The organism is Sulfurimonas sp., assembly GCF_026991475.1.
In the GTDB taxonomy this organism is placed as follows: Bacteria; Campylobacterota; Campylobacteria; order Campylobacterales; family Sulfurimonadaceae; genus Sulfurimonas.
The window spans coordinates 1-23,107 of record NZ_JALXBK010000044.1 but is presented as its reverse complement, the minus strand read 5'-3'; the positions used below and the strand labels follow the sequence as shown (position 1 = coordinate 23,107).

The window sequence follows — 23,107 nt, the reverse complement described above, 5'->3', positions numbered from 1 at the left end:
ATGACATATGAAGATTTGGTAAAAAATATTGATGAGATGCCTCCTTTATCTAAAATTGCAAGTGTAATAGAAGGGCTTTATGCGCATGGTGCATATCATGTTGATATAAAGAAATTAGTGAGAATGATAGAAGCCGATGTTATGCTTACTGCAAATATTTTAAAAACTATAAATTCACCATATTATAATTTTAGAAATCAGATAATATCTATATCTCAAGCTGTAACACTATTGGGTACGCAGCAAATTTACGGTCTAGTGATTGAATATGCAATTTCAAAGCATTTAAAAGCAGATACTACAATTTATGGGTTTAATAATGCACAGTTTAACGAAATGTGTATTTTAGAAAGTTCTTTAATGATGCAGTGGTATTCTAGAATTGATTTACGAGATACGCATCTTTTAACCTCTTTGAGTCTTATTATGGAGTCGGGAAAAATTATTATTTCTAAAGAATTAATGGAAAGCTCTTATAGAGAAATGTATAGAGAAGGTTTTTTAGCTTGTGAAAACATTCCAGAGTTTGAGCAGGAGTTTTTAGGAACGACATCTTACTATTTGAGTGGTGTTTTATTTGAACATTGGAATCTAAATTCTCTCTATGTACTAATTCTTAAAAACCTTGACAAAGATGAAGACAAAATGGATGATGAAGTAGATGATATTATTAAACAGTACATTAAAGCCATAGATATTGTAAGAACTGCCATTAATCTAAAGGAAGTTTTAACAGATCAGTCTATAAAAAAAGCTTCTCAAAAAGTCAGAGAACTTGGTCTGGATGTAGAACACTTTGAAACAGTTGCAAAGAGAATACGAAAAAAATATGAAAATGCAGCATAAAAAGCTTCAAACACCATACTACCTCTGTGAAGAGGAACTTTTAGAGAGAAATCTCAAGATTTTGGATGATGTGCAGCAAAGGAGCGGGGCAAAGATTATTTTAGCACTTAAAGGCTTTGCGATGTGGAGCACTTTTGATCTGGTCTCACGCTACCTAAAAGGCTGTACGGCAAGTGGGCTTTATGAAGCGCGTTTGGCTCGCGAAGAGTTTTGTAAGTTCAATCCAAACGCAGAGGTGCATACTTATTCGCCTGCGTTTAAAGAGGATGAAATAGAGCAAATAGCACGTATAAGCGATCACATAGTTTTTAACTCTCCCTCGCAGATACACAGATACGCTAAAAGAGTAAAAGAGATAAACCCAAACATTGAAATATCACTGCGTTTAAACCCTGAAGTCTCCGCCTCTCCTGTAGATATTTACAACCCTTGCGGACTCTACTCGCGTTTGGGAACAACACTCAAAAATTTTGATGAGTCAGTTTTAGAACATCTTGACGGACTCAACTTTCATGCACTTTGTGAGCAGGGAGCAGACGAACTTGAAGAGGTACTCACTGCGTTTGAGAAGAACTTCTCACAATACTTTAAAAATCTCAAATATATCAACTTTGGAGGAGGGCATCACATCACGAAAAAGGGGTATGATGTCGAAAAGCTCATAAGGCTCATTACTGCGTTTAGACAGATGTACGGGGTAGAAGTTTATTTAGAACCGGGCGAAGCAGTCGGCTGGGAGACAGGCTCTCTTGTTTCAACGGTGCTTGATGTCTTTGAAAACGGAATGAACGTAGCCATACTAGACACCTCCGCAGAAGCTCATATGCCAGATACTTTGGCAATGCCTTATCGTGCTGAGGTAAGAGGAGCAGGCAAAGCAGGAGAGAAAAAGTACACCTACCGACTAGGCGGCAACACCTGTCTTGCAGGGGACATCATGGGAGACTACTCCTTTGATGAGCCTTTAAAAGTAGGTGATAGAGTAATATTTGAAGACCAAATTCACTACACATTTGTAAAAAATACCACCTTTAACGGTATAAAACTTCCATCTTTAGCTATTAAACACAGTGATGGAAGTGTGGAGCTTGTCAGAGAGTTTGGGTATGAAGATTATAGGGATCGGTTATCTTGATGAATTTTGCTATAATGAAACAAATAAAATGATAAGTGTAAAAGGAGTCAATTTATGAAAGATGCAGAACTTGATAATTTAGAAGCGTTTATACCATTACTAGCTAAAGGTGCCATGCAAAAAGCGTATCTTGACACTTTAGCATCTGGGGATAGTGTTTTAGAAGTTATTAATGACACTATTTATGAAATATTTGCTGATGGAACAAAACGAAAGATTAAAGATGTTGCGCCATCTTTACATGTGGAGATAAATTCAAAGGTTTTATTAAAGTGAATACTCCAAGATTGAGGATGTTCGCTGGTCCAAATGGAAGTGGTAAAAGTACACTTAATACTATTATAAGTAAAGAATTACTTGGTGTGTATATCAACCCTGATGAGATAGAAAAAGAGATAAAAAAGTTTGATTTTTTGGATTTATCCAAGTATGAGATTGTAGGCAAAGAGAGTGAAGTTTTATCGTTTTTTAATGCCCATCCACTTTTAGAACTAGATGATGTTTCTCTTTTAAAATTTTCAGATAACAAAATAGACTTTTTTAATATAGTAGTAAACTCTTACTATGCCTCAGTATGTGCTGACTTTATCCGTCATCAACTTCTAAATGTAAAAATATCTTTTACATTTGAAACGGTTATGTCATCAAGAGATAAAGTGGAATTTTTAAAAAAGGCTCAAGAAGCAGGATATAGAACTTATCTCTATTTTATAGCTACTAAAGATCCTATTATAAATATATCTCGTGTTCAAAACAGAGTAAAGAAAGGTGGACATCCAGTACCTAAAGAAAAAATAGTTAGTCGTTACTACCGCTCACTAGAACTACTTAGTGAAGCTTTGAAATATTCCAACAGAGCTTACATTTTTGATAACTCATCACAAGAAAGATTGTGGATAGCACAAGTAGATAATGCAAACGAGTTTGTATTTAAGAGTGAAATTGTGCCTGTGTGGGTTGAAGAGTATTTGTTAAATGTGAAATAATAATTTTTTGAGTTGGGGTTGATGGTAGAAAAATTACACATACTTTTAGGAGAGAAAAATGATAGAAGATAAAGAGCGTTGGAATGTGCGTCATGTTGAAAAGCCTATGCGTAAGAATGTTGAACCTTTGGTTGAAAAGTACATTGATTTAGCAACTGTTGGAAATGCTTTAGATATTGCATGTGGAACAGGGCGAAATACACACTTTTTAGCTAAAAAAGGTTTTATGGTTGATGCGGTTGATTTGAGTGATTATGCACTTTCATGTATTGATGAAGATAAGAAAATAAATAAGATTGAAGTAGATTTAGATGAGTATACATTAACATCTAAAAAGTATGATTTGATTATAAATATTAATTATTTACAGCGTCGTTTTTTTCCTCAAATCAAAGAGGCACTCAAAGAGGGTGGGGTTGTGATATTTGAGACTTTTATAGTGGCTCATGGAGATTTTAATAATCCTGCAAACCCTGAGTACCTTTTAAGAAAAAATGAACTCTTACATGCTTTTATTGGGCTTGATATTGTTTACTATGAAGAAAAAGATGAAGTAAACTTACGAGGTGAGAAGATACGTGTAGCATCTTTGGTGGCACAAAAACCTATTTGCTAAAATGATTAGTTCAAAAGAGTTATATGCGTTTTTAAAATCTAAAAAGTTACTTGAAAACTCCTCTAAATGGTGGTGGCCAAACGCAGGCAGTTTTGAAGTGGTTGTTGGTGCTATCTTGACACAAAACACTACTTGGAAAAATGTAGAAAAGTCACTTGAAAATTTAGAAGGTTTTTTAGAACTCACTGCGTTTAGCAACTTAGATGAAGCCACTTTAAAAGAGATGATAAAGCCGAGTGGATTTTACAATCAAAAAGCACCGAGACTTTTAATGCTTAGTACAAATATTTTAAATGAATTTGGCACTTTTGAAGCATTTCAAAAGATGGTTTCTCGTGATTGGCTCTTGGCACAAAAAGGAGTAGCTGAGGAGAGTGCTGATGCCATACTCTGCTATGCCTGTTTGCGTGATGAGATGGTGGTAGATAGTTACACAAAAAGATTACTTAAAAAGTTTGATGTTTCATTTAAAAAATATGAAGAGTATAAAGAGTTTTTAGAGTCTGATTTTCGTAAAGAGTTTAATAAAGCAGAACTATTTGAGATATTTGCTGCGTTTCATGGAATGATAGTGGAGTACAATAAGCACTATAAAAATGAACTGCTATAAACCTTCCATCATGATATTCCAGAGTCTATCTACCTCTTTATCATTTAAAAAGAGAGATGATTTATTTGTGTAGAGTTCATTGAGTGCATTTTTGCTGATGGCTAAGGTGTGGGTACATGTTATGTGCGTAGGTAAAAAAGCACGGATGAGGGAAACATCCTCTTTTATAGCTTGCGAGCATAAAAAGCAGTAAAATTCAGTGTGGAGTCTCCCTTCATTTTCAAGAAGTTTCACATAAGCTTCAATTGCCACTCTTTTTGGATTCTGTTTATCCCAATTTTGCTCCGCTGCGTTTAAAAGATCAAAATAAAATGTTCCAATATCTTCACTGTCTTTGAGGTGTTTATAAAAAAGTAGAGTGAAATCTTGCCATAAACGCAGTAGTTTATAATCATTTATCCATTTGTAACCGATGTGAATTACATCTTTAAGTCGTGCAATAGTTCCTTTGGCAGACTCTTCTAGTTCAAAGTCGATTTTAAAGCCTAAATTTATTACACTATGGCGTGCACCATAAAATCTATAAAGCGTGTATAAGTTATTTTTTGATAGTATTGTAACTATTAAATCTTCCTCTTTTACACGGTTGAGATTTATGACATATCCTTGCACTAATTGCTTCCTATATACACACTTGGCTTATTTTTCATAAGAAATTCTACTATTATTATCCTTATTTAAAGTAAAAAAATATATAATATACGTGCTTTATCTCTAAATAGACTAAGTTTCTTTAAAAAGAGATTAAATTTATATAGTTCTTATATAAAATTTAAAAATTTGGGAGTTATAATGGTTGAACATCATGATTTGTTAAGATCCTTCAAGGATAACTGTGGTTTTGGTCTTGTTGCTAATATTAAAAACAGACCTTCACACAAGGTTTTAAATGATGCAGTTACTGCACTAGAGCGTATGATGCATCGTGGAGCTGTCGCAGCTGATGGAAAGACAGGTGATGGAAGTGGGCTTTTGCTCTCAATGCCTACAGAGTTTATGATAGAAGAGGCTGCAAAAGAGGGCGTTGAACTCCCTGCACAGTTTGCAGTTGCTTCTATATTTACAAAAGATTTAGAGCATTTAGATACGCTTGAAAAAATTTGTTGTAACAATGACCTCAAAGTTATTTTAAAACGTGAAGTGCCAGTAGATAAAAATGCTTTGGGTGACCAAGCTATAGCTTCTCTTCCACATATTGTTCAAGTTTTTATTATTGCAAACTCCATTATGGCAACAAATAGATTTGATGCTTTACTCTATCTTTCTCGTAAAGAAACAGAGCATAAATTAGTAGATGATAGAGCTTTTTATATTGCTTCTATGAGTTCTAAAGTCCTCTCTTATAAAGGGCTTGTAATGCCTACTCATATTAAAGAGTTTTACAAAGACTTACAAGATGAAAAGTTTAAAATCTCTTTTTCACTTTTTCACCAAAGATTTTCAACAAATACACTCCCTGAATGGCGTTTGGCACAACCGTTTCGTGCAGTTGCTCACAACGGTGAAATCAACTCTGTTGAAGCGAACCGTATTAATGTATCTATAAAATCAGAGTCTGTTAAAAGTGATGTTTTCAGCGATGAAGAGATAAAAAGATTACTTCCAATTTTACAACCAGGTTCATCAGATTCAGCTTCGGCAGATAATTTCTTTGAATTTCTTATTGTAAATGGTATGGACTTTTTTAAAGCTGTTCGCGCAGTTATTCCTCCAGCATGGCAAAATGCTCCACATATGGATCCTGAACTTCGTGCATTTTATGAGTATCACTCTACTGTGTTTGAAGCATGGGATGGACCTGCTGCATTCTCTGTAACAGATGGTCGCTATATTGGCTGTGTTCTCGACAGAAACGGTCTGCGTCCTTCAAAATATATTGTCACAAAAGATGATAACCTGCTTATTGCCAGTGAATATGGTGTGGTTGATATTGCAGAAGAAGACATCAAAGAGAGAGGTCGCCTACAATCAGGCGAAATGCTTGGACTTGACCTTAAATTTGGAAAGCTTCTTAAAACAAATGAGATTGATGATTATCTAAAAAGTTCTAATCCATATATGAAATGGTTAAATGAGCATATGATTTACTTGCAAGAGCATGTTGAAAATCAATATGTAAGTTGTGTAGAAATTGACACTGATGCAATGGTACATAAACAAAGATATTTTAACATAACTCAAGAGATAGTTGAACAGGTGATTGAACCAATGATAAAAGAGTCTAAAGAGGCTGTTGGTTCTATGGGTGATGATACACCACTTGCAGCATTCTCTCAAAAACAGAGAAATTTTACAGACTTTTTTAAACAAAAATTTGCTCAAGTTACAAATCCGCCGATTGACTCTATTCGTGAAAAAGTAGTTATGAGTTTAAATACAGGTTTTGGTGAAGTACACAACATTCTTAATGAAGTGCCAATGCATGCACAAAGATTAAAATCTATCTCTCCTATTATTACTAGAGAAAAATTAGTAGTATTAAAATCTTTTGGTGATGTAAAATCTCCAAGATACCAAGATTTTTATAAAAACTCTACATTTTCTACGGCATATAAATCAGATTTAAAAGCTTCACTTGATGCTTTAGTTGAAAAGGTGATTGACTCTGTTAAAAATGATGGAAGTCGTATTATTATTTTAGATGACAGCGCTTTAGATAAAGAGCATAAAGTTATTCCAATGGCATTAGCAGTTGGGCGCTTAAATACAGCTCTTTTGGAAGAAAATATTCGTCATTTAATCTCTATGATTGCTGTAACTGGTGAAGTTGTAGATTCTCATAGTGCAGCAGTTCTTATAGGGTATGGCGCAAGTGCTATCTATCCATATTTACTTTTTGCAACAGTTTCGACGCAGTTAGAAAGATCTAAAACTATAAACTTAGATTGTGCAGACGCATATAAATCAGTACATACTGCATTAAACAGTGGACTTTTGAAAATTATGTCAAAAATGGGTATTTCTACTATTGCTTCATATAGAAACTCTGCACTTTTTGATGTTCTTGGCTTACATAAAGATGTTGTACAAGAGTGTTTTGAAGCATCAAACGCAACACTTAGTGGTTTAACTTATGAAGATTTAGATGAAAGATTAGATAAAACACATAAAGATGCATTTGATACAAGTGGTTTTAACAAAATCTTTCCATTAAACATTGGTGGTTACTATAAATTTTATACAGGACAAGAGCATCACGATTTTGGTCCTGCTGTTATACATGCTATTCATGCTGTAAGTAAAAAACCTACACAAGAGAATTTTGATAGACTTAAAAATACGGTTAACAGTCGTGGATTGAAATTTATTCGTGATTTCTTTGAATTTGATTCAGGTAAAAAATCTATTGACATTTCAGAAGTAGAGCCAAAAGAAGAGATATTTAAACGCTTTGCGTCAGCTGCGATGAGTCTTGGTTCTATCTCTCCTGAAGCACATGAAACTATTGCTACTGCGATGAATAGAATTGGAGCACAATCAAACTCAGGAGAAGGTGGGGAAGATAAAGCCCGTTTTGGAACTGAGAGAGTTTCAAAAATTAAACAGGTCGCATCTGGTCGTTTTGGAGTTACTCCTGCATACCTTCGTTCTGCTGAAGAGATTCAGATTAAAGTTGCTCAGGGTGCAAAACCGGGTGAGGGTGGACAACTTCCTGGACATAAAGTTACGCCGCTTATTGGTAAGCTTCGTCATACTGTTCCTGGTGTTACGCTTATTTCACCACCACCACATCATGATATTTACTCTATTGAAGATTTGGCACAACTCATCTTTGATATGAAGCAGATTAATCCTAAAGCAAGAGTTGCTGTAAAACTTGTTTCTACTATGGGTGTTGGAACAATTGCAGCAGGTGTTGCAAAAGCGTATGCTGACAAAATTATTATTTCAGGTGGTGATGGTGGTACAGGTGCTGCTCCACTTACTTCTATAAAATTTGCAGGAAATCCATGGGAAATTGGCTTGAGTGAGGCACACAATGCACTTAAAGCAAATAACTTAAGAGGACTTGTTGAGCTTCAAACTGATGGTGGATTGAAGACTGGACTAGATATTGTAAAAGCGGCACTTCTTGGTGCTGAGAGTTACGCTTTTGGTACAGGTGTTCTTACGATTGTTGGTTGTAAAATGCTTCGTATTTGCCATGTAAACAAATGTACAGTGGGAATTGCAACACAAAATGAGAAACTTCGTAGTGAATTTTTTAAAGGTCAAGTTGAGCAGGTAATTAATTTCTTTACATATCTTGCAGAAGATGTAAGAGCAATTATGGCCGAACTTGGATTTAGAACAATGCAAGAGATGATAGGTCATGTAGATGTTTTAAAAGTAAAAGATGATGCATTTGCGAAAAAATTTGACTTCTCTTCTATTTTACATAAAGAAGAGGGTGTAAATACGCATCAACAACAATTTAATCCTCCTTTTGATGACAATGCATTTGAAAAAGATGTACTCAAAGAGGCAATGACAGCTATTAAAAGCCCAGATCAGCCTATTAGAATTAAGAGAGAAATTAAAAATATTCATAGAAGTTTTGGTACTTTGGTAAGTGGTGAAATAGCTGAATATTATGGAGATGCAGGACTTAAACCAGATACAATAAAAATTAATTTATCAGGTATTGCAGGGCAGGCACTTGGTGCATTTTTGATTAATGGTATCTCTATCTATCTTGAAGGTGTAGCAAATGACTACATAGGAAAAGGTATGCATGGTGGTAAAATCATCATTACATCACAAAATGAGGGTGAAGAGTTCTCTGCTGGTGGTAATACTTGTCTTTATGGTGCAACAGGTGGTAAGCTTTATATTTCTGGAAGTGTTGGTGAGCGTTTTGCTGTTCGTAACTCTGGAGCATTTGCTATCGTTGAGGGAACAGGAGACAATGCTTGTGAATATATGACTGGCGGTGTTGTTGTTATTCTTGGTAAAACAGGTATTAACTTCGGTGCTGGTATGACTGGTGGTGTTAGTTTTGTTTACGATAAAGAGCATGAATTTGTTGAAAATGTAAATCATGAACTTGTCGAAGCTGTAAGAATTGACACAGATGAAGGTGATGAAGCGAGACACTATCTCAAACGCCTACTGAAAGATTATGTAGTAGAAACACAAAGTAAAAAAGCGCAAGAACTGCTTGAAAACTTTAGAGTAGAAGTGAGAAACTTCTGGCTTGTTAAACCAAAAAATTTAACAAAACTACCTCTTAACCTAGAGAATGGAGACTAATAATGAGAGAATATTTAAATACTGAAAGAATAGAGCCTTCGAAAAGATTGGTAGTAGAGAGAGTAAAAGATTTTGGTGAGATTTATGAGGTGTTCGATGGTGGTGATGCTGCAACGCAGAGTGATAGATGTATCCAATGTGGTGATCCATTTTGTCTCAATAAATGTCCTTTGCATAACTATATTCCTCAATGGTTAAAATCTATTTCAGAGAAAGATTTGGAGTTTGCTTTTAAACTCTCAAATGAACCTTCACCTTTTCCTGAAGTTATGGGAAGAGTTTGCCCACACGATAGACTTTGTGAGGGTGATTGTACACTCAATGATGGTCATGGTGCTATTACTATTGGTTCTGTTGAAACACATATTACAGAAGCTGGTTTTAAAGCTGGGCTTACACCAGATTTTCCAGGGATTACAACAGATAAAAAAGTAGCTATCATTGGAAGTGGTCCTGCGGGATTATCAGCTGCAACATATCTTTTGCGTTCAGGAATAGCGGTAACTATGTATGAAAGAAGTGACCGTGCCGGTGGACTTTTAACATATGGTATTCCAAACTTTAAGCTTGACAAAAAAGTGGTTGATAGACGTGTAAAATTACTTGAAGAAGCAGGTATGAAACTTGTACTCAATTGTGAAGTTGGAAATGATGTTGATTTTGCAACTATTGCAGATGAGCATGATGCTATTTTTATTGGTGTTGGTGCGACAAAAGCAAAGAGTGCTAGAATTGCAGGGGAAAATAGTTCAAATGTATATAAAGCGATGGACTATTTAACAAATATTCAAAGAAAAAACTTTAAGCTCTCTTATGAAAAGAAATTTGATTTCAAAGACTTAAATGTAGTTGTAGTGGGTGGTGGTGATACTGCTATGGACTGTTTAAGAACTGCAAAGCGTGAGGGCGCGAAATCTGTCACTTGTTTATATCGTCGTGATGAGTATAATATGCCAGGAAGTAAGAAAGAGTACAAAAATGCAATGGAAGAGGGTGTTGACTTTACATTTTTGGTCTCTCCAAAAGAGATTGTGTTAAATGATGATGGAAAAGCTATTGCAGTTGAAGTTGTAAAAACAACGCTTGGTGCAAAAGATGAGTCAGGTCGTCAACGTATGGAAGAGGTGAAAAATTCAGAGTATAGAGTTAATGCTGATGTTGTTATAATGTCACTTGGATTTGATCCTGTTATTCCATCTTTCTTAGCAGAAAATGGAATTGAGACAAATTCATGGGGTGGGATTGTTGTTAATGAAGAGACACATGAAACATCTACTTCTGGTATTTATGCCGGTGGAGATTGTTACCGTGGTGCTGATTTAGTTGTTACTGCTGCGTTTGATGGTCGTGAGGCTGCAAGAAGCATTATTACTTCATTATTAAAATAAATTTCTGCTAGATTTGTCTGTTTTTTACAGATGAATCTAGTTTTTTTCTTCTACGTGCAAAAAAATCATTAAAATTAATATTAATTTGATATAATATAGCAGATATATATTATTGAAGGATTTTTTTTGAATTTATTAAATATTTTTACAAAAACATTTGAAACAAAACAACCTGAAAAAGCAGAAGCTGGTTCACATTGGATTAAGTGTAAATCATGCCACTCTTTGATGTACTATAAAGAGGTAGAACATCAGAATTATGTTTGTCCAAAATGTGGTTTTCATATTCGTATTGGTGTTGACAAAAGACTGAAATTATTGGCAGATGAGGGAACTTTTGTTGAGTATGATGCAACTTTAGAACCAGTTGATCCAATTAAGTTTGTAGATAAAAAACCTTATAAAAAAAGAATTGAAGAGGCATACGCCAAAACAGGAAGAAAATCTTCTGTTGTGAGTGGTGAATGTAAAATGAACGGCGTAGATGTACAACTTGTGATTTTTGACTTTGCTTTTATGGGTGGAAGCCTTGGTTCTGTCGAAGGTGAAAAAATTGTTCGTGCTGCTGAGCGTGCAATTGAGAAAAAACAAGGTCTTATTATTTTAAGTGCATCTGGCGGTGCTAGAATGCAAGAGTCAACTTTTTCACTGCTTCAAATGAGTAAAACTTCTGCAGCTCTTGCAAAACTTGCAAATCATAACTTACCATTTATTTCGGTACTTACTGACCCTACTATGGGTGGAGTTAGTGCCTCTTTTGCTAACCTTGGAGATATTATCATTGCTGAACCGGGTGCATTGGTTGGATTTGCTGGACAGCGTGTAATTGAGCAGACTATTGGTTCTGAACTTCCCGATGGTTTTCAAAGAGCTGAATTTTTATTAGAACATGGTTCTATAGATATGATAGTTAATAGAAATAACTTAAAACAGACGCTTTCAGATTTATTGGCATTTTTTAAAAAAGATTAATTGATGAAACTTTATGCGCTTTGTGATCAGGATATACTTGATAAAAATGGTATATCTATAGATGAATTTGTAGATATAGCAAAAACACAAAACGCAGAAATTATTCAGTATCGCAATAAAAATGGTGATATTGCATTTATGAAAGAGCAGTTAATCGCTATAAGAAAGCAGTTTGAGGGTTTTTTAATCATAAATGACGCTTATGAACTCGCCGAGTATTGTGATGGTGTTCATATGGGACAGGAAGATTTGCTAGAGATTGATTCTGATATTCATAAGGCAGTCGCTATTTTACGCTCTGTTATAAATGAAGATAAAATTCTTGGTATTTCCACTCATAATGAAGAAGAAGTACTCGAAGCAAATAAAATGGATTTAAACTACATTGGTCTTGGTGCATTTAGGAATACAGCAACAAAAACAGATATTACGTCTGTTTTAGGTAACCAATTAGATAAAATTGCTGCGCATTCAAAACATTTAGTTGCTGCAATTGGTGGCGTTAAATTAAATGATGACTTTGAAAATGTTACTTATAATGTGATTGGTAGTGGATTACTTTTATGAATATAGAAATTGTGTCAATTGCAAAAAAAGAAAAGACGATTTATGATCCTCTTTATAAAGATTTAACAAAGATGATTAGCCGTTTTGCTAATGTTACAGATAGAGAGATTTTTACAAAAGATGTAACAAAAGCACACACAATATCCCCAGAAGCTTCTCAAAAAGCATATACAAAGGCTTTAGAAGCTTATATTGGGAAAGATTTCTGTATAACTTTGCATCCAAATGGAAAACTTGTAGATAGTTTTGAATTTAGTAAGTTAATAAATGATAAAATGAATGTAAAGTTTTTTATTGGTGGTGCGTATGGCTTTGAAGATAAATTTTTACAAAAGAGTAATGCTGTTATAAGCCTAGGAAAAATAACAATGAGTCATAAAATTGCAAAAGCAGTTTTATTAGAACAAATATATAGGGCTTTTTCTATATTAAGTAACCATCCATATCATAAATAAAGGGAAGTGTACGTGCAAGCAAGTGAGTTAAATTATTTTAAAGAAATTTTAGAGAGTCGTAAAAAACAGATAGAGACTAATCTGAGTAGTGTAAATGTTGAGTTGAACGAGTTAAGTAACTTAGATTTAAAAGATGAGGGTGATCATGCATCTGTAAATAACAATTCAATGGTTGAAAGTGCTATTTATGAACAACAAACGCAAGAGTTAAAAGAGATTAAAAAAGCACTATTGAAAATTGTTAATGGTGGATATGGTGTTTGTGAAATGTGTGAAGATGATATAGGTTTTCAGAGATTAAAGGTAAAACCTCATGCAATTTACTGTATTGATTGTAGAGAAATTGTAGAAAAATCTAATTAAGAAGGACTTAAAATGTATTTAAAAAGATATACGATAGCTGCGTTTATATGGATAGCTTTAGTTGGTTGGTATGTATATGCGTATGTTACGCAGACGACTGTGAATATAGATTTCTTTGGTGTTCCTTTACCATCACTTTCGGTAGCGCTATGGGTTGTGTTACCTCTTGTTGTGCTATATCTAGCAAGTGTTGCACATATGGCAATTTATTCTATGTTAGGAAACTTTAGACTACGTAAATATGATAAAGATTATGAAAAAATCATTGATGAAATTGCGGATACATATCTTGGTAAACAGGAGAGACACTATACCTTTAAAACTGCAAGATACAAGTTATTAGGTACTCTTCTAGAAAATAGTATTATTTATCCTAAGGGTGATGTTAGAGGTAAAATTAAAAATGAAAAGATAGAAAAAGTTATAGATGCAATAGAAACTATTAAGAGTGGTGAAGTTGCAGATTTAAAACGTTTTAATCTTCGTAGTGATAATGAATTAGTTATTCAAAATACAAGAAATATGTTTAAAAAGGGTGACCTGAAAGCAGAAGATATTTTATCTAATGAAGAAAAATATAGTGAAGATTTACGTAAAGAAGTATATTTAGAATATATAAAAACAGCTCCTTTAGCAAATATTGAAAAATATAAAGTCTATCTTACAAAAGAGACTCTAAATACTATTCTTTCAAGAATTAATGCTGATGAAAATAGTTTACATATTCCTAATGAAGATTTAGTCTCTCTTGTTGAGAATGTGCAACTAGATAAAAAAGATTTTATTCAGCTTTCTATGCAACTTGCAAATGCACATATGATTCCAGAAGATAGAATTAAACTTTTTGAAGTACTTTCTGAGAAGAATGAAGATGCAATTGATGCTTATATTTTCACTCTTTATGATTTAGGTATGCATTCACCTGCAGATGCAATTTTAGATAATTCACAAAAAGATGAGTATCAAAACTTTAAAGCCTATCGTGCTCTAAAAGAGTGTGGTAAAAACTTTAATATTGATATTTTTGTATAGTTAATCTTGATGAATGATACAATCTGTTTTGATAAACCAGTATATGTCTTAGCACCATTAGCTGGTTTTACAGATCTTCCTTTTAGGAGTGTCGTAAAAAAATTTGGTGCTGATTTGACTGTGAGTGAAATGCTAAGTTCAAATGCTTTAGCTCATGGATCAGAAAAAACTCTTCATATGCTTCAAAAATCTCCTCTTGAAAATCCATATTCTGTCCAAATCGCTGGTGCTGATGTAGATATTGTTCGTAGAGCAGTTGAACTTTTAAATGAACAAGATGGTATAGATGTTATTGATTTGAATTGTGGATGTCCTGTTCCTAAAGTTGTTGGACATGGAAGTGGAAGTTCTCTCTTACTTGATTTACCTCTAATGGGTGCAATTATAAAAACTATAAAAGATACTTCAAATAAAAATCTTACAAGTGTAAAGATACGCTTGGGTTTTGAAGAAAAAAATCATATTGATATTGCAAAAATGGTTGAAGATAGTGGAGCTGATTTTTTAGCTGTTCATGGAAGAACCCGTGCTGGAAAATTTAAGGCTGCAGTTGATTATGATGCTATAAAAGAGATAAAAGAAGCAGTGAGTATTCCTGTTATTGCTAATGGTGATATAGATTCGTATGAAAAAGCAAAATGGGTACTTGAACATACTGGAGCAGATGGTGTGATGATAGGTCGTGGTGCTGTTGGTGCTCCATGGATATTTCATCAACTCCGTAGTGGTGAAGCGTATGTCGATCAAAAACTTAAGCATGAAATTATTATGGAACATTTTGATAAAATGATTGACTTTTATGGAACACATGGGGTGCCGATGTTTAGAAAACATACACATACTTATTCAAAAGGCTACAGAGGTGCATCTGCACTTAGAAATCAAGTAAATTCTATTGACAATATTGAGCAATATAGAGATGTTATTGATGAGTTTTTTAAAAATGGTGAGATGACACTGTAATGTTGGAAATAAGTAAATCAATTAAAAATCTTCAAACAGATGACATTTCAGATAATCTCTTACATTATGATTATAATACAAGGCATTTGCTTTCTCTTGTTGAAAAAGGAATAGAGCTAGATGATCCTGCATATTTAAGTTCTTATCGTTCATTTGAAGGTGAAGTGTATGAAAATTTTGTTTATGAAAAACTACTGCGTTATGCTGAGACTAATGAAGATATTGATAAATTCATACTTAAAGGTTTTCATCAAAACAGACATAAAGCTTATGCAAATACGCTCTCAATAAGTGAGAAAGAACAGATAGTTTATCGAACGAAAAGTAGAGAAATCAGTGAATTTGATGCTATGTTTATTACAAAAAACAATGAACTTTATTTTGTAGAGATGACACTTGTTAAATCAGTATTGAAACTACGTAGACGCTTGAGAAAAAAATATGCACTGCTTGAGACAATATTTCCAAACTATACCATTAAGGCGCTTATTATATTGAATGAGGGTGCTACTGGAGCAAAACAGTTTCCATCATATTGTAAAGTATGGTTTACAAAAGAGTTTTCTGCCTCTAAAGTTTTTGAGTATATTACAACTTTAAAGAAGCGAAAACTTTTGCCAAAAGAGAAAATAAAATCTAAAAAGATGATTGAAGCACATATGCTTAAATTACATCCTTTTAGGTATTATAACACAATGAGTTGGATCACAAAATCACTCAGAGGGCATAAAAACCATATTATAGATATGAAGTTTTTAATGAATGAAAATATTCAAAGGTATCATGATTTATACAATAAATTTTATGTTGGATTTATTGCCGTAAAATATGTGAAAAATATACTACAGATTCAAGATGATGAATATGATGAAAATCAGCGTGTAGTTATAGCTTTAGAAAAAAAACATTCTGATGAAATTGTAGTTACATACTACATTCAAACAAATAGAAAACGACTCTACCTCTATAGTTTTAATGATGCTGGTAAACTGCAAAAAGAGAAAAAAGATCCTTATGGTATTACTGTTACAGAGGTATTTCATATCAATAAATTGATGGATGAAAAATATGAGTTAAACGCAGCGAATATTAAAACTATAAAAAAACTGCTTAAAGAGAATTACCAACGTAGTAAGAAGTAACTTCTTATCTACTGGTTATCACTATAGAGTAGCGTTGCTGCTCTCTCTTTATATGCTTGGAGTGGCTCTTGATTTTTCTCTTTTAGATTGTTATTTGGTGTAGAGGGTGTAGTAGAGAGAAAAGACTCTAACTCTTCGTGCCGACTTTGAAGAATTGATTCAAAATCTTGTTGAGAAGATGGCTTTTCATCTGTAAACTTATCAAGTAAAATATTGCTTTTTCCCATTAAAACAAGATAACTTTGTGGACCAAAGTCTAGCATTACAACACTATTATCTCCATCAATAGCTTTTTGAAATCTTATAGTCACATTATTATTACTTTCATTTTCTTGTGTCTCTTGACTCTTTTTTGGAGCTTTATTTGTAGATTCAAACAGCCATGCTGCCTTTTTTACTTTTTTTGGAGTCACTTGTTTTGCTTGTACTTTTTTCTTGAGATAGAGTAAAATAAAGACACCTAGGAGCATAATGCTAATAACTATGTAGTAGCTATTTGAAATATCTGGACCTTTCTTCGTTGGTAGCATTGAAAGTGAATTTTGAGCTTCCTGTTCTGTTGTCTCTTTTGCAGTTGTCCCTTTTGATGAAAATCTAAGTCTTAAGCCATATCCATCTGTTGTCTTCGATGCTGAAAGATGTACTCCAGAATTTGTTATGCTTGCTACTATTTGTGTGGCATTATTGAGAGGTATGATTGAAAGTGTTCTAATGTATTTAGAAGAAACTTTTTTTAATTTCGGTGACTCAATGCTAACATCACTAAGTGTAAGAACTATTTTTGATGCTGTTGATTTTTCTTTTATGACCCCTTGAAAAGGAGTGTCAAAAGTAATCATAATATCAGTTCTGTCTGTTCTGTCATATACATTGTAACTTAAGATTTTTGAAGCAAAAAGAAACAGTGGTAACATCAGTAATAAAAATATTTTTATCATAATCTCTCTTTAGATAGGTAGTATAAAACAGCACTTGAATCTAGCACTTCGTTTATACGAATAGCAAGGTTTTTTTCATAAACCATAACTTCACCTTTTCCTAGTATTCTGCCATTTACATAAGATTCAACACTCTCACCAGCCGGTTTTTTCAAGTCGATTATGGAACTTTTTTCAAGTTTTAAAATCTCTTTTACAGTTAAATTTGTCTCACCCAAATCTGCTACAAACTCCACTTCCATATCTAAAATACCAGAATAATCCATCCATGACAACTCTTTTTCCATATCAAACTCTTTTTTCTCAGACATCTAATTCCTTAACGGCGATGATAAGCTCACTGGCTGCATTTGAGAGAATAACTATTTCATCATAATTTATGTTAAACGCAGCAATACCTTCAAAAGAGGGTGTTCCTATATCATACGGATTTTCTGATTCTTCTGCAAGTACCTTGGCACTCCCAATAATCAAATTTGCAGTTTCTAGCGTCATATCTTGCAGGGTCTCTTCATCACTTTTCTCTTCTTCTAAAAAAAGTGTAGCTACACTCTGCATAAAAGCTTCATTTGCAGCTATAAAGACTCTGTACTTGTCACTATTACTAACAACTATATCAATATAAGCAATAAATGTTCTCACCCCATCATATTTTTCTATATTGTGGCACTCCATACCCAACTGATGTGTACAAAAATTTTTTGCCGCAGCTTCAATACTGTTTATCATTACTATACCTACTTCTTTATGGTTCATAGATTATACTTGATAGATTATACTTGAAGCTAACACAAACTAAAATTAAACTCTTATGGATATTAGGGTACAATTTCAAAAAAATTTTGGATAACTATGTTTGAACTTATCTTTCTTGGTCTTGTAGTAGGTCTACTCTCTGGGCTTTTTGGCATTGGTGGTGGAACTATTTTAGTACCTCTACTGCTTATGTTTGGTTATGATACTAAAATTGCCATAGGTATCTCTGTTGTGCAGATGGTTTTTAGTTCAGTCTATGGTAGTTATCTTAATAATAAAAAAGGTACCTTAGATGTTATAATGGTACTCACTATTGGTGCTGGCGGCTTTAGTGGTGCTTTGCTTAGTGGAAGCATTACCTCATTCTTTAGTGATACAACTCTGCAGATTATATTTTTACTTTTTGCTATTTTTGCTTTGTTACGGCTTTTTATGACAACACATGTTTCGCAAGAGAGAAAAGAAGTGCATAAGATTCTTCTTTTTATTATAGGCTTTGTTATTGGTGCTATTAGTATGACCATCGGAGTAGGAGGTAGTCTTATTCTTGTGCCTATTTTAGTCGGGTTTTTACATGTTCCACTAAAAAATGCAACCTCTGCAGGTCTCTTTTTTGTTGTGTTTTCTTCTGTATCTGGTTTGATTTCACACTCTATGCATGGGCATGTAGATTATGAAAGTGGTGTTATTATTGGTTTAGCATCACTCTTTGGTGTCTATGCAGGTATACATCTAAAACATAGATTAGATGTAAAACTACAGAAAAAAATGTTAATGTTTTTTTATCTAATAATAGTAATATATCTAACATATAAAATTTTTGGGGTGTAAATGAAAAAGAAAGATGTTATAAAAATCACAGGTGCAAGAGAAAATAATCTAAAAAATATTAACCTAACTATTCCTAAAAATGAGCTTGTTGTTATGACAGGACTGAGTGGAAGTGGCAAATCTACTCTTGCGTTTGACACACTTTATGCAGAGGGACAGCGTCGTTATATGGAGTCTTTGTCCTCATATGCCAGACAATTTCTTGACCGTGTTGGTAAGCCTGATGTAGATAAAATAGAGGGGCTTACTCCTGCCATTGCCATTGATCAAAAAACAACTTCTAAAAATCCTCGCTCAACCGTTGGAACTATTACAGAAATTTACGACTATTTTAGACTTCTGTTTGCCCGTGTAGGCGTACAACATTGTCATAAGTGTGGCAAGGTTATTTCTCAAATGTCTGCTTCAGACATCATTAATGAAGTGGAAAAATTACCAGAGGGTGCAAAGCTTGTACTTTTAGCACCACTTGTTCGTGAAAATAAAGGTGCGTATGCTGATCTAATAGAATCTTTGGTACATAAAGGTTATGTTCGTGCGATGATAGATGGCGTGATGGTGCGTCTCGATGAAGAGATAGAACTATCTAAAACGAAAAAACATACCATCAAAGTAGTTGTGGACAGGGTGATTGTAAAGCCTGAAAATAAAGAGCGTATTGCTTCATCTGTTGAAAAAGCTCTTAAAGAGAGTTATGGTGAACTTGAAATAGATATTTTAAATCACGAAGAGTTGCAAACGCAGGAGCATATTCACTACTCTGAACACAATGCTTGCTTTGATTGTAAAATAAGTTTTGAGCCGTTAGAGCCTTTAAGTTTCTCTTTTAACTCTCCAAAAGGAGCGTGTCCAGAGTGTGATGGACTTGGTATTCGTTATGCACTTGATATTGATAAGATAATTGATAGTGATTTGAGTGTTGAAAAAGGTGCAGTAAAGATTGTTTATGGTTTTAACAAAGGGTATTATTTTACTTTTTTAAAAGGTTTTTGTGCACATAACGAGATAGATATGACCATACCATACTCAGAACTTCCTATATATCAGCAAAAAGCAATCTTGCATGGAAATATTGATGAAGTAGAATTTTTGTGGAAAAAACATCCCGTAAAAAGAATTTTTCCAGGGATTATTCGTATTGCCTATGACATGATAAAAGATGAAAAAGAGCTTGCTGATTATATGAGTGAAAAGGTGTGTGATGTTTGTGATGCACATCGTCTTAAGAGAGAATCTTTAGCTGTTAAAGTGGCAGGAAAGGGTATAGCAGAGTTACTTGATATGCCCATAGCAAAAACATACGATTTCTTTGCCAATGAAGAGAATTTTGAATATTTTGATGCACAATCCCAGCAGATTGCTGAACCAATACTCAATGAGATACGTGAACGTCTTTACTTTTTGTATGATGTAGGACTTGGCTACATTACACTTGGTCGTGATGCTCGTACCATTAGTGGTGGAGAGGCACAGCGTATTCGCATTGCTTCACAGATAGGTAGTGGTTTGACTGGTGTTTTATATGTGTTGGATGAGCCAAGTATTGGGCTTCATGAGAGAGATACATTAAAGCTTATTCGTACCCTTCGTTCTTTACAAGAAAAAGGCAACTCTGTAATAGTGGTTGAACATGATAAAGAGACTATAGAAAATGCAGACTTTATTGTAGATATAGGAAGTGGTGCAGGAAAATTTGGTGGTGAAGTAGTCTTTAGTGGAACGCTTGATAAACTTAAAAAGGCGAAAACACTTACCGCAGATTATCTTTATGGACGCAAAAAAATAGAGTATTTTTATAGACGCAAGCAGGAGAAGTGGATAGAGATTAAAAATGTTACATTAAATAATATTAACAATTTAAACGCAAAGATTCCACTTAATAATTTTGTCTGTATCACTGGTGTAAGTGGAAGCGGAAAAAGTTCACTTATGCTTCAAACACTCTTGCCAACTGCTAGAGAACTGCTCAATCATGCACGAAAAGTAAATAAAGTAGCCGGTGTAGAGATTAGTGGACTTGAGAATGTAGATAAAGTCATCTACCTCGATCAAAGTCCAATAGGGCGCACACCTCGCTCAAACCCAGCAACTTACACAGGTGTGATGGATGAAATACGTAATCTTTTTGCACAGACAAAAGAGAGCCAAATTCGTGGTTATACAGCTTCACGATTTAGTTTTAATGTTAAAGGTGGGCGTTGTGAGAAGTGTCAGGGAGAGGGTGAAAACAAAATAGAGATGCACTTCTTGCCTGATATTATGGTGAAGTGTGACTCTTGTGGCGGTAAGAGATATAATCAACAGACTTTGGAAGTTTTTTATAAAGGTAAAACAATTGCTGATGTACTTGCCATGAGTGTAGAAGAGGCATTTGAGTTTTTCAAACCGATTCCAAAAATTCATCAGATGATGAAAACACTTGTCGATGTCGGACTTGGTTACATTACACTCGGTCAAAACGCAGTAACACTCTCAGGAGGAGAAGCACAGCGTATAAAACTCTCAAAAGAACTCAGCCGAAAAGATACAGGAAAAACGCTTTACATTTTGGATGAGCCGACAACAGGCTTACATTTTGCAGATGTAGACAGACTTACAAATGTCCTGCATAAGTTTGTAGAGCTTGGAAACTCTGTGCTTATCATTGAGCATAATCTCGATATGATAAAAAATGCCGACTATGTCATCGACATGGGTCCAGAAGGCGGAAGCGGCGGTGGACTTATCATTGCAGAGGGTTCGCCTGAAGAGTTGGCGGCTTCGCATAAAAAGACGGGCTCTTATACAGGTGAGTATTTGGAAAAAGAGTTGGCTCTGCATAAGTAAACGCAGTAAAATATAGTATAATTTCAAAAAAAAATTTAAAGGCTTATAATGTCAGTATATGTTTTTGGACACAGAAATCCAGATAGTGACTCCATCGTTGGGGCTATTTCTATCTCTTATTTAAAAAATCAAGTAGAAAATGAAGAGTATATTCCTGCGCGTCAGGGTGACATCTCTGCTGAGACAGAGTTTATTTTAGATAAATTTGATGGAAAACTTCCAATGTTAAAAACTTCTGTAGCAGGTGAAAAGGTTTTTATCGTCGATTCAACCGATAAAATTCACTTTCAAGATGATATTGATGAAGCGACTATTTTAGGTATAGCAGATCATCACAAACTTGGAGATTTAACAACAGATACTCCACTTGAAGCGTGGATAAGACCTATTGGCTGCTCAAATACTGTTGTATATGAGATGTATAAATCTTACGGTGTAGAAATTCCTAAAAATATTGCCGGCATGATGATGATGGCGATTTTAAGTGATACTGTCATCTTTAAATCTCCTACGTGTACAAAAGTAGATACAAAAGCGGTAAAAGAGCTTGCAGAGATTGCAGGTGTAGAAGATTATAAAAAACTTGCTATGGAGATGTTTATTGTAAAATCTGCAGTAGATGGTGCGAGTGCAAGAGACCTTAACACAAGAGACTACAAAGAGTTCAATATGAACGGTACAAAAGTTGGAGTAGGTCAGCTTGAAATGGTGGACATAACAGTGCTTGAGCCTCGCGAAGAGGAACTTTTAGAAGATATGAGAAAGATGAAAGAAGAAAATGGCTTACATACTGTGCTCATACTCCTTACAGACATAATGAAAGAGGGTTCTAAACTTCTTGTCGTCTCAGATGATGAGAGTAAAATAGAAGCTGCGTTTAACACAAAACTTCAAGACCACAAAGTATGGTTAGATAAAGTGCTTAGTCGTAAAAAACAGGTTATTCCTTTCGTTCAACCTCAGTTTTAATCTATAAACCTAACTCATTCATACAAGATACACAGTATTGTGATTCTGGAATGAGTTTTAGGCGTTCTAGTGCTATATCTTCTTCACACTCTTTACAAACTCCGTACCCCTCTATATCAACTTTTAAAAAGGCATATTTGAGTCTATTTAAGCGTTTTTTTGCCTCTTCAAATCTTTGAATATTGACATTTTGATCCTGTTTGAGCATTTTGTGGTCTATGCTGTCTAAGGAGCAATCTTTTTTGATTGGCTTAAGTGATTTTTCGATGTTTTGTAACTCTAAGGTAAGAGCATCTATCTCTTGAATCATAATATTTTTAAGTATCTTTTTTTCTTGGGTTGTCATCTTTCTTTCCTACTCTTTATAGAGGTAACGCTTAATCTTTTTCGTTGGAGTTTTTACAAATGGTTCAATCTGTTCTATAAATTTTTGGATTTTTGCAAATGATGCCACTTGTCCATTTACCTCTATTCGCATCT

23 protein-coding genes are annotated in these 23,107 nt (G+C 34.2%); 18 read left to right on the top strand and 5 right to left on the bottom strand.

The window, feature by feature from the left end; genetic code table 11:
• Genes MV589_RS02985 through MV589_RS02960 form a run of 6 tightly spaced genes read left to right on the top strand, consistent with a single transcriptional unit; the run spans position 1 to position 4,193 of the window.
• On the top strand, positions 1–846 hold the full coding sequence (locus MV589_RS02985; RefSeq protein WP_297431900.1) for an HDOD domain-containing protein: 846 nt from the start codon (positions 1–3) through the stop codon (positions 844–846).
• Entirely contained in the window at positions 830–1,981 is a 1,152-nt protein-coding gene (gene nspC / locus MV589_RS02980) for a carboxynorspermidine decarboxylase (protein WP_297431898.1), read from the top strand. Before MV589_RS02985 ends, nspC begins: the two co-directional genes overlap by 17 nt.
• 54 nt (positions 1,982–2,035) lie before the next feature.
• On the top strand, positions 2,036–2,257 hold the full coding sequence (locus MV589_RS02975; protein WP_297431896.1) for a hypothetical protein: 222 nt from the start codon (positions 2,036–2,038) through the stop codon (positions 2,255–2,257).
• Positions 2,254–2,967: an ATPase gene (locus MV589_RS02970; RefSeq protein WP_297431894.1), complete on the top strand. Its 714-nt coding sequence runs from the start codon at positions 2,254–2,256 to the stop codon at positions 2,965–2,967. The genes MV589_RS02975 and MV589_RS02970 overlap by 4 nt, the downstream gene beginning before the upstream one ends.
• Positions 2,968–3,025: 58 nt before the next feature.
• A complete protein-coding gene (locus tag MV589_RS02965; RefSeq protein ID WP_297431892.1) occupies positions 3,026–3,583 on the top strand; it encodes a class I SAM-dependent methyltransferase in 558 nt (185 codons plus the stop codon).
• 1 nt (position 3,584) lies between these two features.
• Positions 3,585–4,193 carry a 3-methyladenine DNA glycosylase gene (locus MV589_RS02960; RefSeq protein WP_297431890.1) on the top strand — a complete coding sequence of 203 codons (609 nt, stop codon included), beginning with the start codon at positions 3,585–3,587 and terminating at the stop codon, positions 4,191–4,193.
• Here MV589_RS02960 and recO read toward each other — a convergent pair.
• Positions 4,188–4,805: a recombination protein RecO gene (gene recO, locus MV589_RS02955; RefSeq protein WP_297431889.1), complete on the bottom strand. Its 618-nt coding sequence runs from the start codon at positions 4,803–4,805 to the stop codon at positions 4,188–4,190. The two genes, MV589_RS02960 and recO, sit on opposite strands and share 6 nt — an antisense overlap.
• A gap of 180 nt (positions 4,806–4,985) precedes the next feature.
• Between recO and gltB the strand changes: the two genes are divergently transcribed.
• The 9 genes from gltB to MV589_RS02910 all read left to right on the top strand — a co-directional run bounded on the left by gltB (position 4,986) and on the right by MV589_RS02910 (position 16,307).
• Positions 4,986–9,425 carry a glutamate synthase large subunit gene (gene gltB / locus MV589_RS02950; RefSeq protein ID WP_297431888.1) on the top strand — a complete coding sequence of 1,480 codons (4,440 nt, stop codon included), beginning with the start codon at positions 4,986–4,988 and terminating at the stop codon, positions 9,423–9,425.
• Positions 9,426–9,427: 2 nt separating this feature from the next.
• Positions 9,428–10,813 (top strand): glutamate synthase subunit beta, encoded by a 1,386-nt coding sequence (locus MV589_RS02945; protein ID WP_297431886.1) that lies wholly within the window; start codon positions 9,428–9,430, stop codon positions 10,811–10,813.
• Positions 10,814–10,939: 126 nt separating this feature from the next.
• Positions 10,940–11,785 (top strand): acetyl-CoA carboxylase, carboxyltransferase subunit beta, encoded by an 846-nt coding sequence (gene accD / locus MV589_RS02940; RefSeq protein ID WP_297431884.1) that lies wholly within the window; start codon positions 10,940–10,942, stop codon positions 11,783–11,785.
• Positions 11,786–11,788: 3 nt separating this feature from the next.
• Entirely contained in the window at positions 11,789–12,352 is a 564-nt protein-coding gene (locus MV589_RS02935; protein ID WP_297431882.1) for a thiamine phosphate synthase, read from the top strand.
• Complete coding sequence (locus MV589_RS02930; RefSeq protein WP_297431881.1) at positions 12,349–12,807, top strand: 23S rRNA (pseudouridine(1915)-N(3))-methyltransferase RlmH; 459 nt, start codon at positions 12,349–12,351, stop codon at positions 12,805–12,807. The genes MV589_RS02935 and MV589_RS02930 overlap by 4 nt, the downstream gene beginning before the upstream one ends.
• A 12-nt stretch (positions 12,808–12,819) precedes the next feature.
• Positions 12,820–13,170, top strand: coding sequence for an RNA polymerase-binding protein DksA (gene dksA, locus MV589_RS02925; RefSeq protein WP_297431878.1), 351 nt, complete (start codon positions 12,820–12,822; stop codon positions 13,168–13,170).
• 12 nt (positions 13,171–13,182) lie between these two features.
• Positions 13,183–14,202: a hypothetical protein gene (locus MV589_RS02920; RefSeq protein WP_297431876.1), complete on the top strand. Its 1,020-nt coding sequence runs from the start codon at positions 13,183–13,185 to the stop codon at positions 14,200–14,202.
• Between the two features lie 9 nt (positions 14,203–14,211).
• On the top strand, positions 14,212–15,165 hold the full coding sequence (gene dusB / locus MV589_RS02915; protein ID WP_297431875.1) for a tRNA dihydrouridine synthase DusB: 954 nt from the start codon (positions 14,212–14,214) through the stop codon (positions 15,163–15,165).
• The gene (locus tag MV589_RS02910) at positions 15,165–16,307 is read left to right on the top strand and encodes a hypothetical protein (protein ID WP_297431873.1); all 1,143 of its coding nucleotides are present in this window, start codon (positions 15,165–15,167) and stop codon (positions 16,305–16,307) included. Before dusB ends, MV589_RS02910 begins: the two co-directional genes overlap by 1 nt.
• An 8-nt stretch (positions 16,308–16,315) precedes the next feature.
• On the opposite strand, the gene MV589_RS02905 is transcribed toward MV589_RS02910, so the two are convergent.
• The 3 genes from MV589_RS02905 to MV589_RS02895 are packed head-to-tail and all read right to left on the bottom strand — an operon-like array spanning position 16,316 to position 18,001.
• Positions 16,316–17,245, bottom strand: a complete 930-nt coding sequence (locus MV589_RS02905) for a hypothetical protein (RefSeq protein ID WP_297431871.1) — start codon at positions 17,243–17,245, stop codon at positions 16,316–16,318.
• Positions 17,242–17,556 carry a flagellar motor switch protein FliN gene (fliN, locus tag MV589_RS02900; RefSeq protein ID WP_297431869.1) on the bottom strand — a complete coding sequence of 105 codons (315 nt, stop codon included), beginning with the start codon at positions 17,554–17,556 and terminating at the stop codon, positions 17,242–17,244. The genes MV589_RS02905 and fliN overlap by 4 nt, the downstream gene beginning before the upstream one ends.
• Positions 17,549–18,001, bottom strand: coding sequence for a chemotaxis protein CheX (locus tag MV589_RS02895; RefSeq protein ID WP_297431867.1), 453 nt, complete (start codon positions 17,999–18,001; stop codon positions 17,549–17,551). The genes fliN and MV589_RS02895 overlap by 8 nt, the downstream gene beginning before the upstream one ends.
• Positions 18,002–18,097: 96 nt before the next feature.
• Between MV589_RS02895 and MV589_RS02890 the strand changes: the two genes are divergently transcribed.
• Genes MV589_RS02890 through MV589_RS02880 form a run of 3 tightly spaced genes read left to right on the top strand, consistent with a single transcriptional unit; the run spans position 18,098 to position 22,627 of the window.
• Complete coding sequence (locus MV589_RS02890) at positions 18,098–18,832, top strand: sulfite exporter TauE/SafE family protein (protein ID WP_297431866.1); 735 nt, start codon at positions 18,098–18,100, stop codon at positions 18,830–18,832.
• Positions 18,833–21,658, top strand: a complete 2,826-nt coding sequence (gene uvrA / locus MV589_RS02885; RefSeq protein WP_297431864.1) for an excinuclease ABC subunit UvrA — start codon at positions 18,833–18,835, stop codon at positions 21,656–21,658.
• Positions 21,659–21,706: 48 nt separating this feature from the next.
• Complete coding sequence (locus MV589_RS02880) at positions 21,707–22,627, top strand: manganese-dependent inorganic pyrophosphatase (RefSeq protein WP_297431862.1); 921 nt, start codon at positions 21,707–21,709, stop codon at positions 22,625–22,627.
• Between the two features lies 1 nt (position 22,628).
• Here MV589_RS02880 and MV589_RS02875 read toward each other — a convergent pair whose 3' ends face one another.
• Positions 22,629–22,973, bottom strand: a complete 345-nt coding sequence (locus tag MV589_RS02875) for a TraR/DksA family transcriptional regulator (RefSeq protein WP_297431860.1) — start codon at positions 22,971–22,973, stop codon at positions 22,629–22,631.
• Between the last annotated feature and the right edge of the window lie 134 nt (positions 22,974–23,107).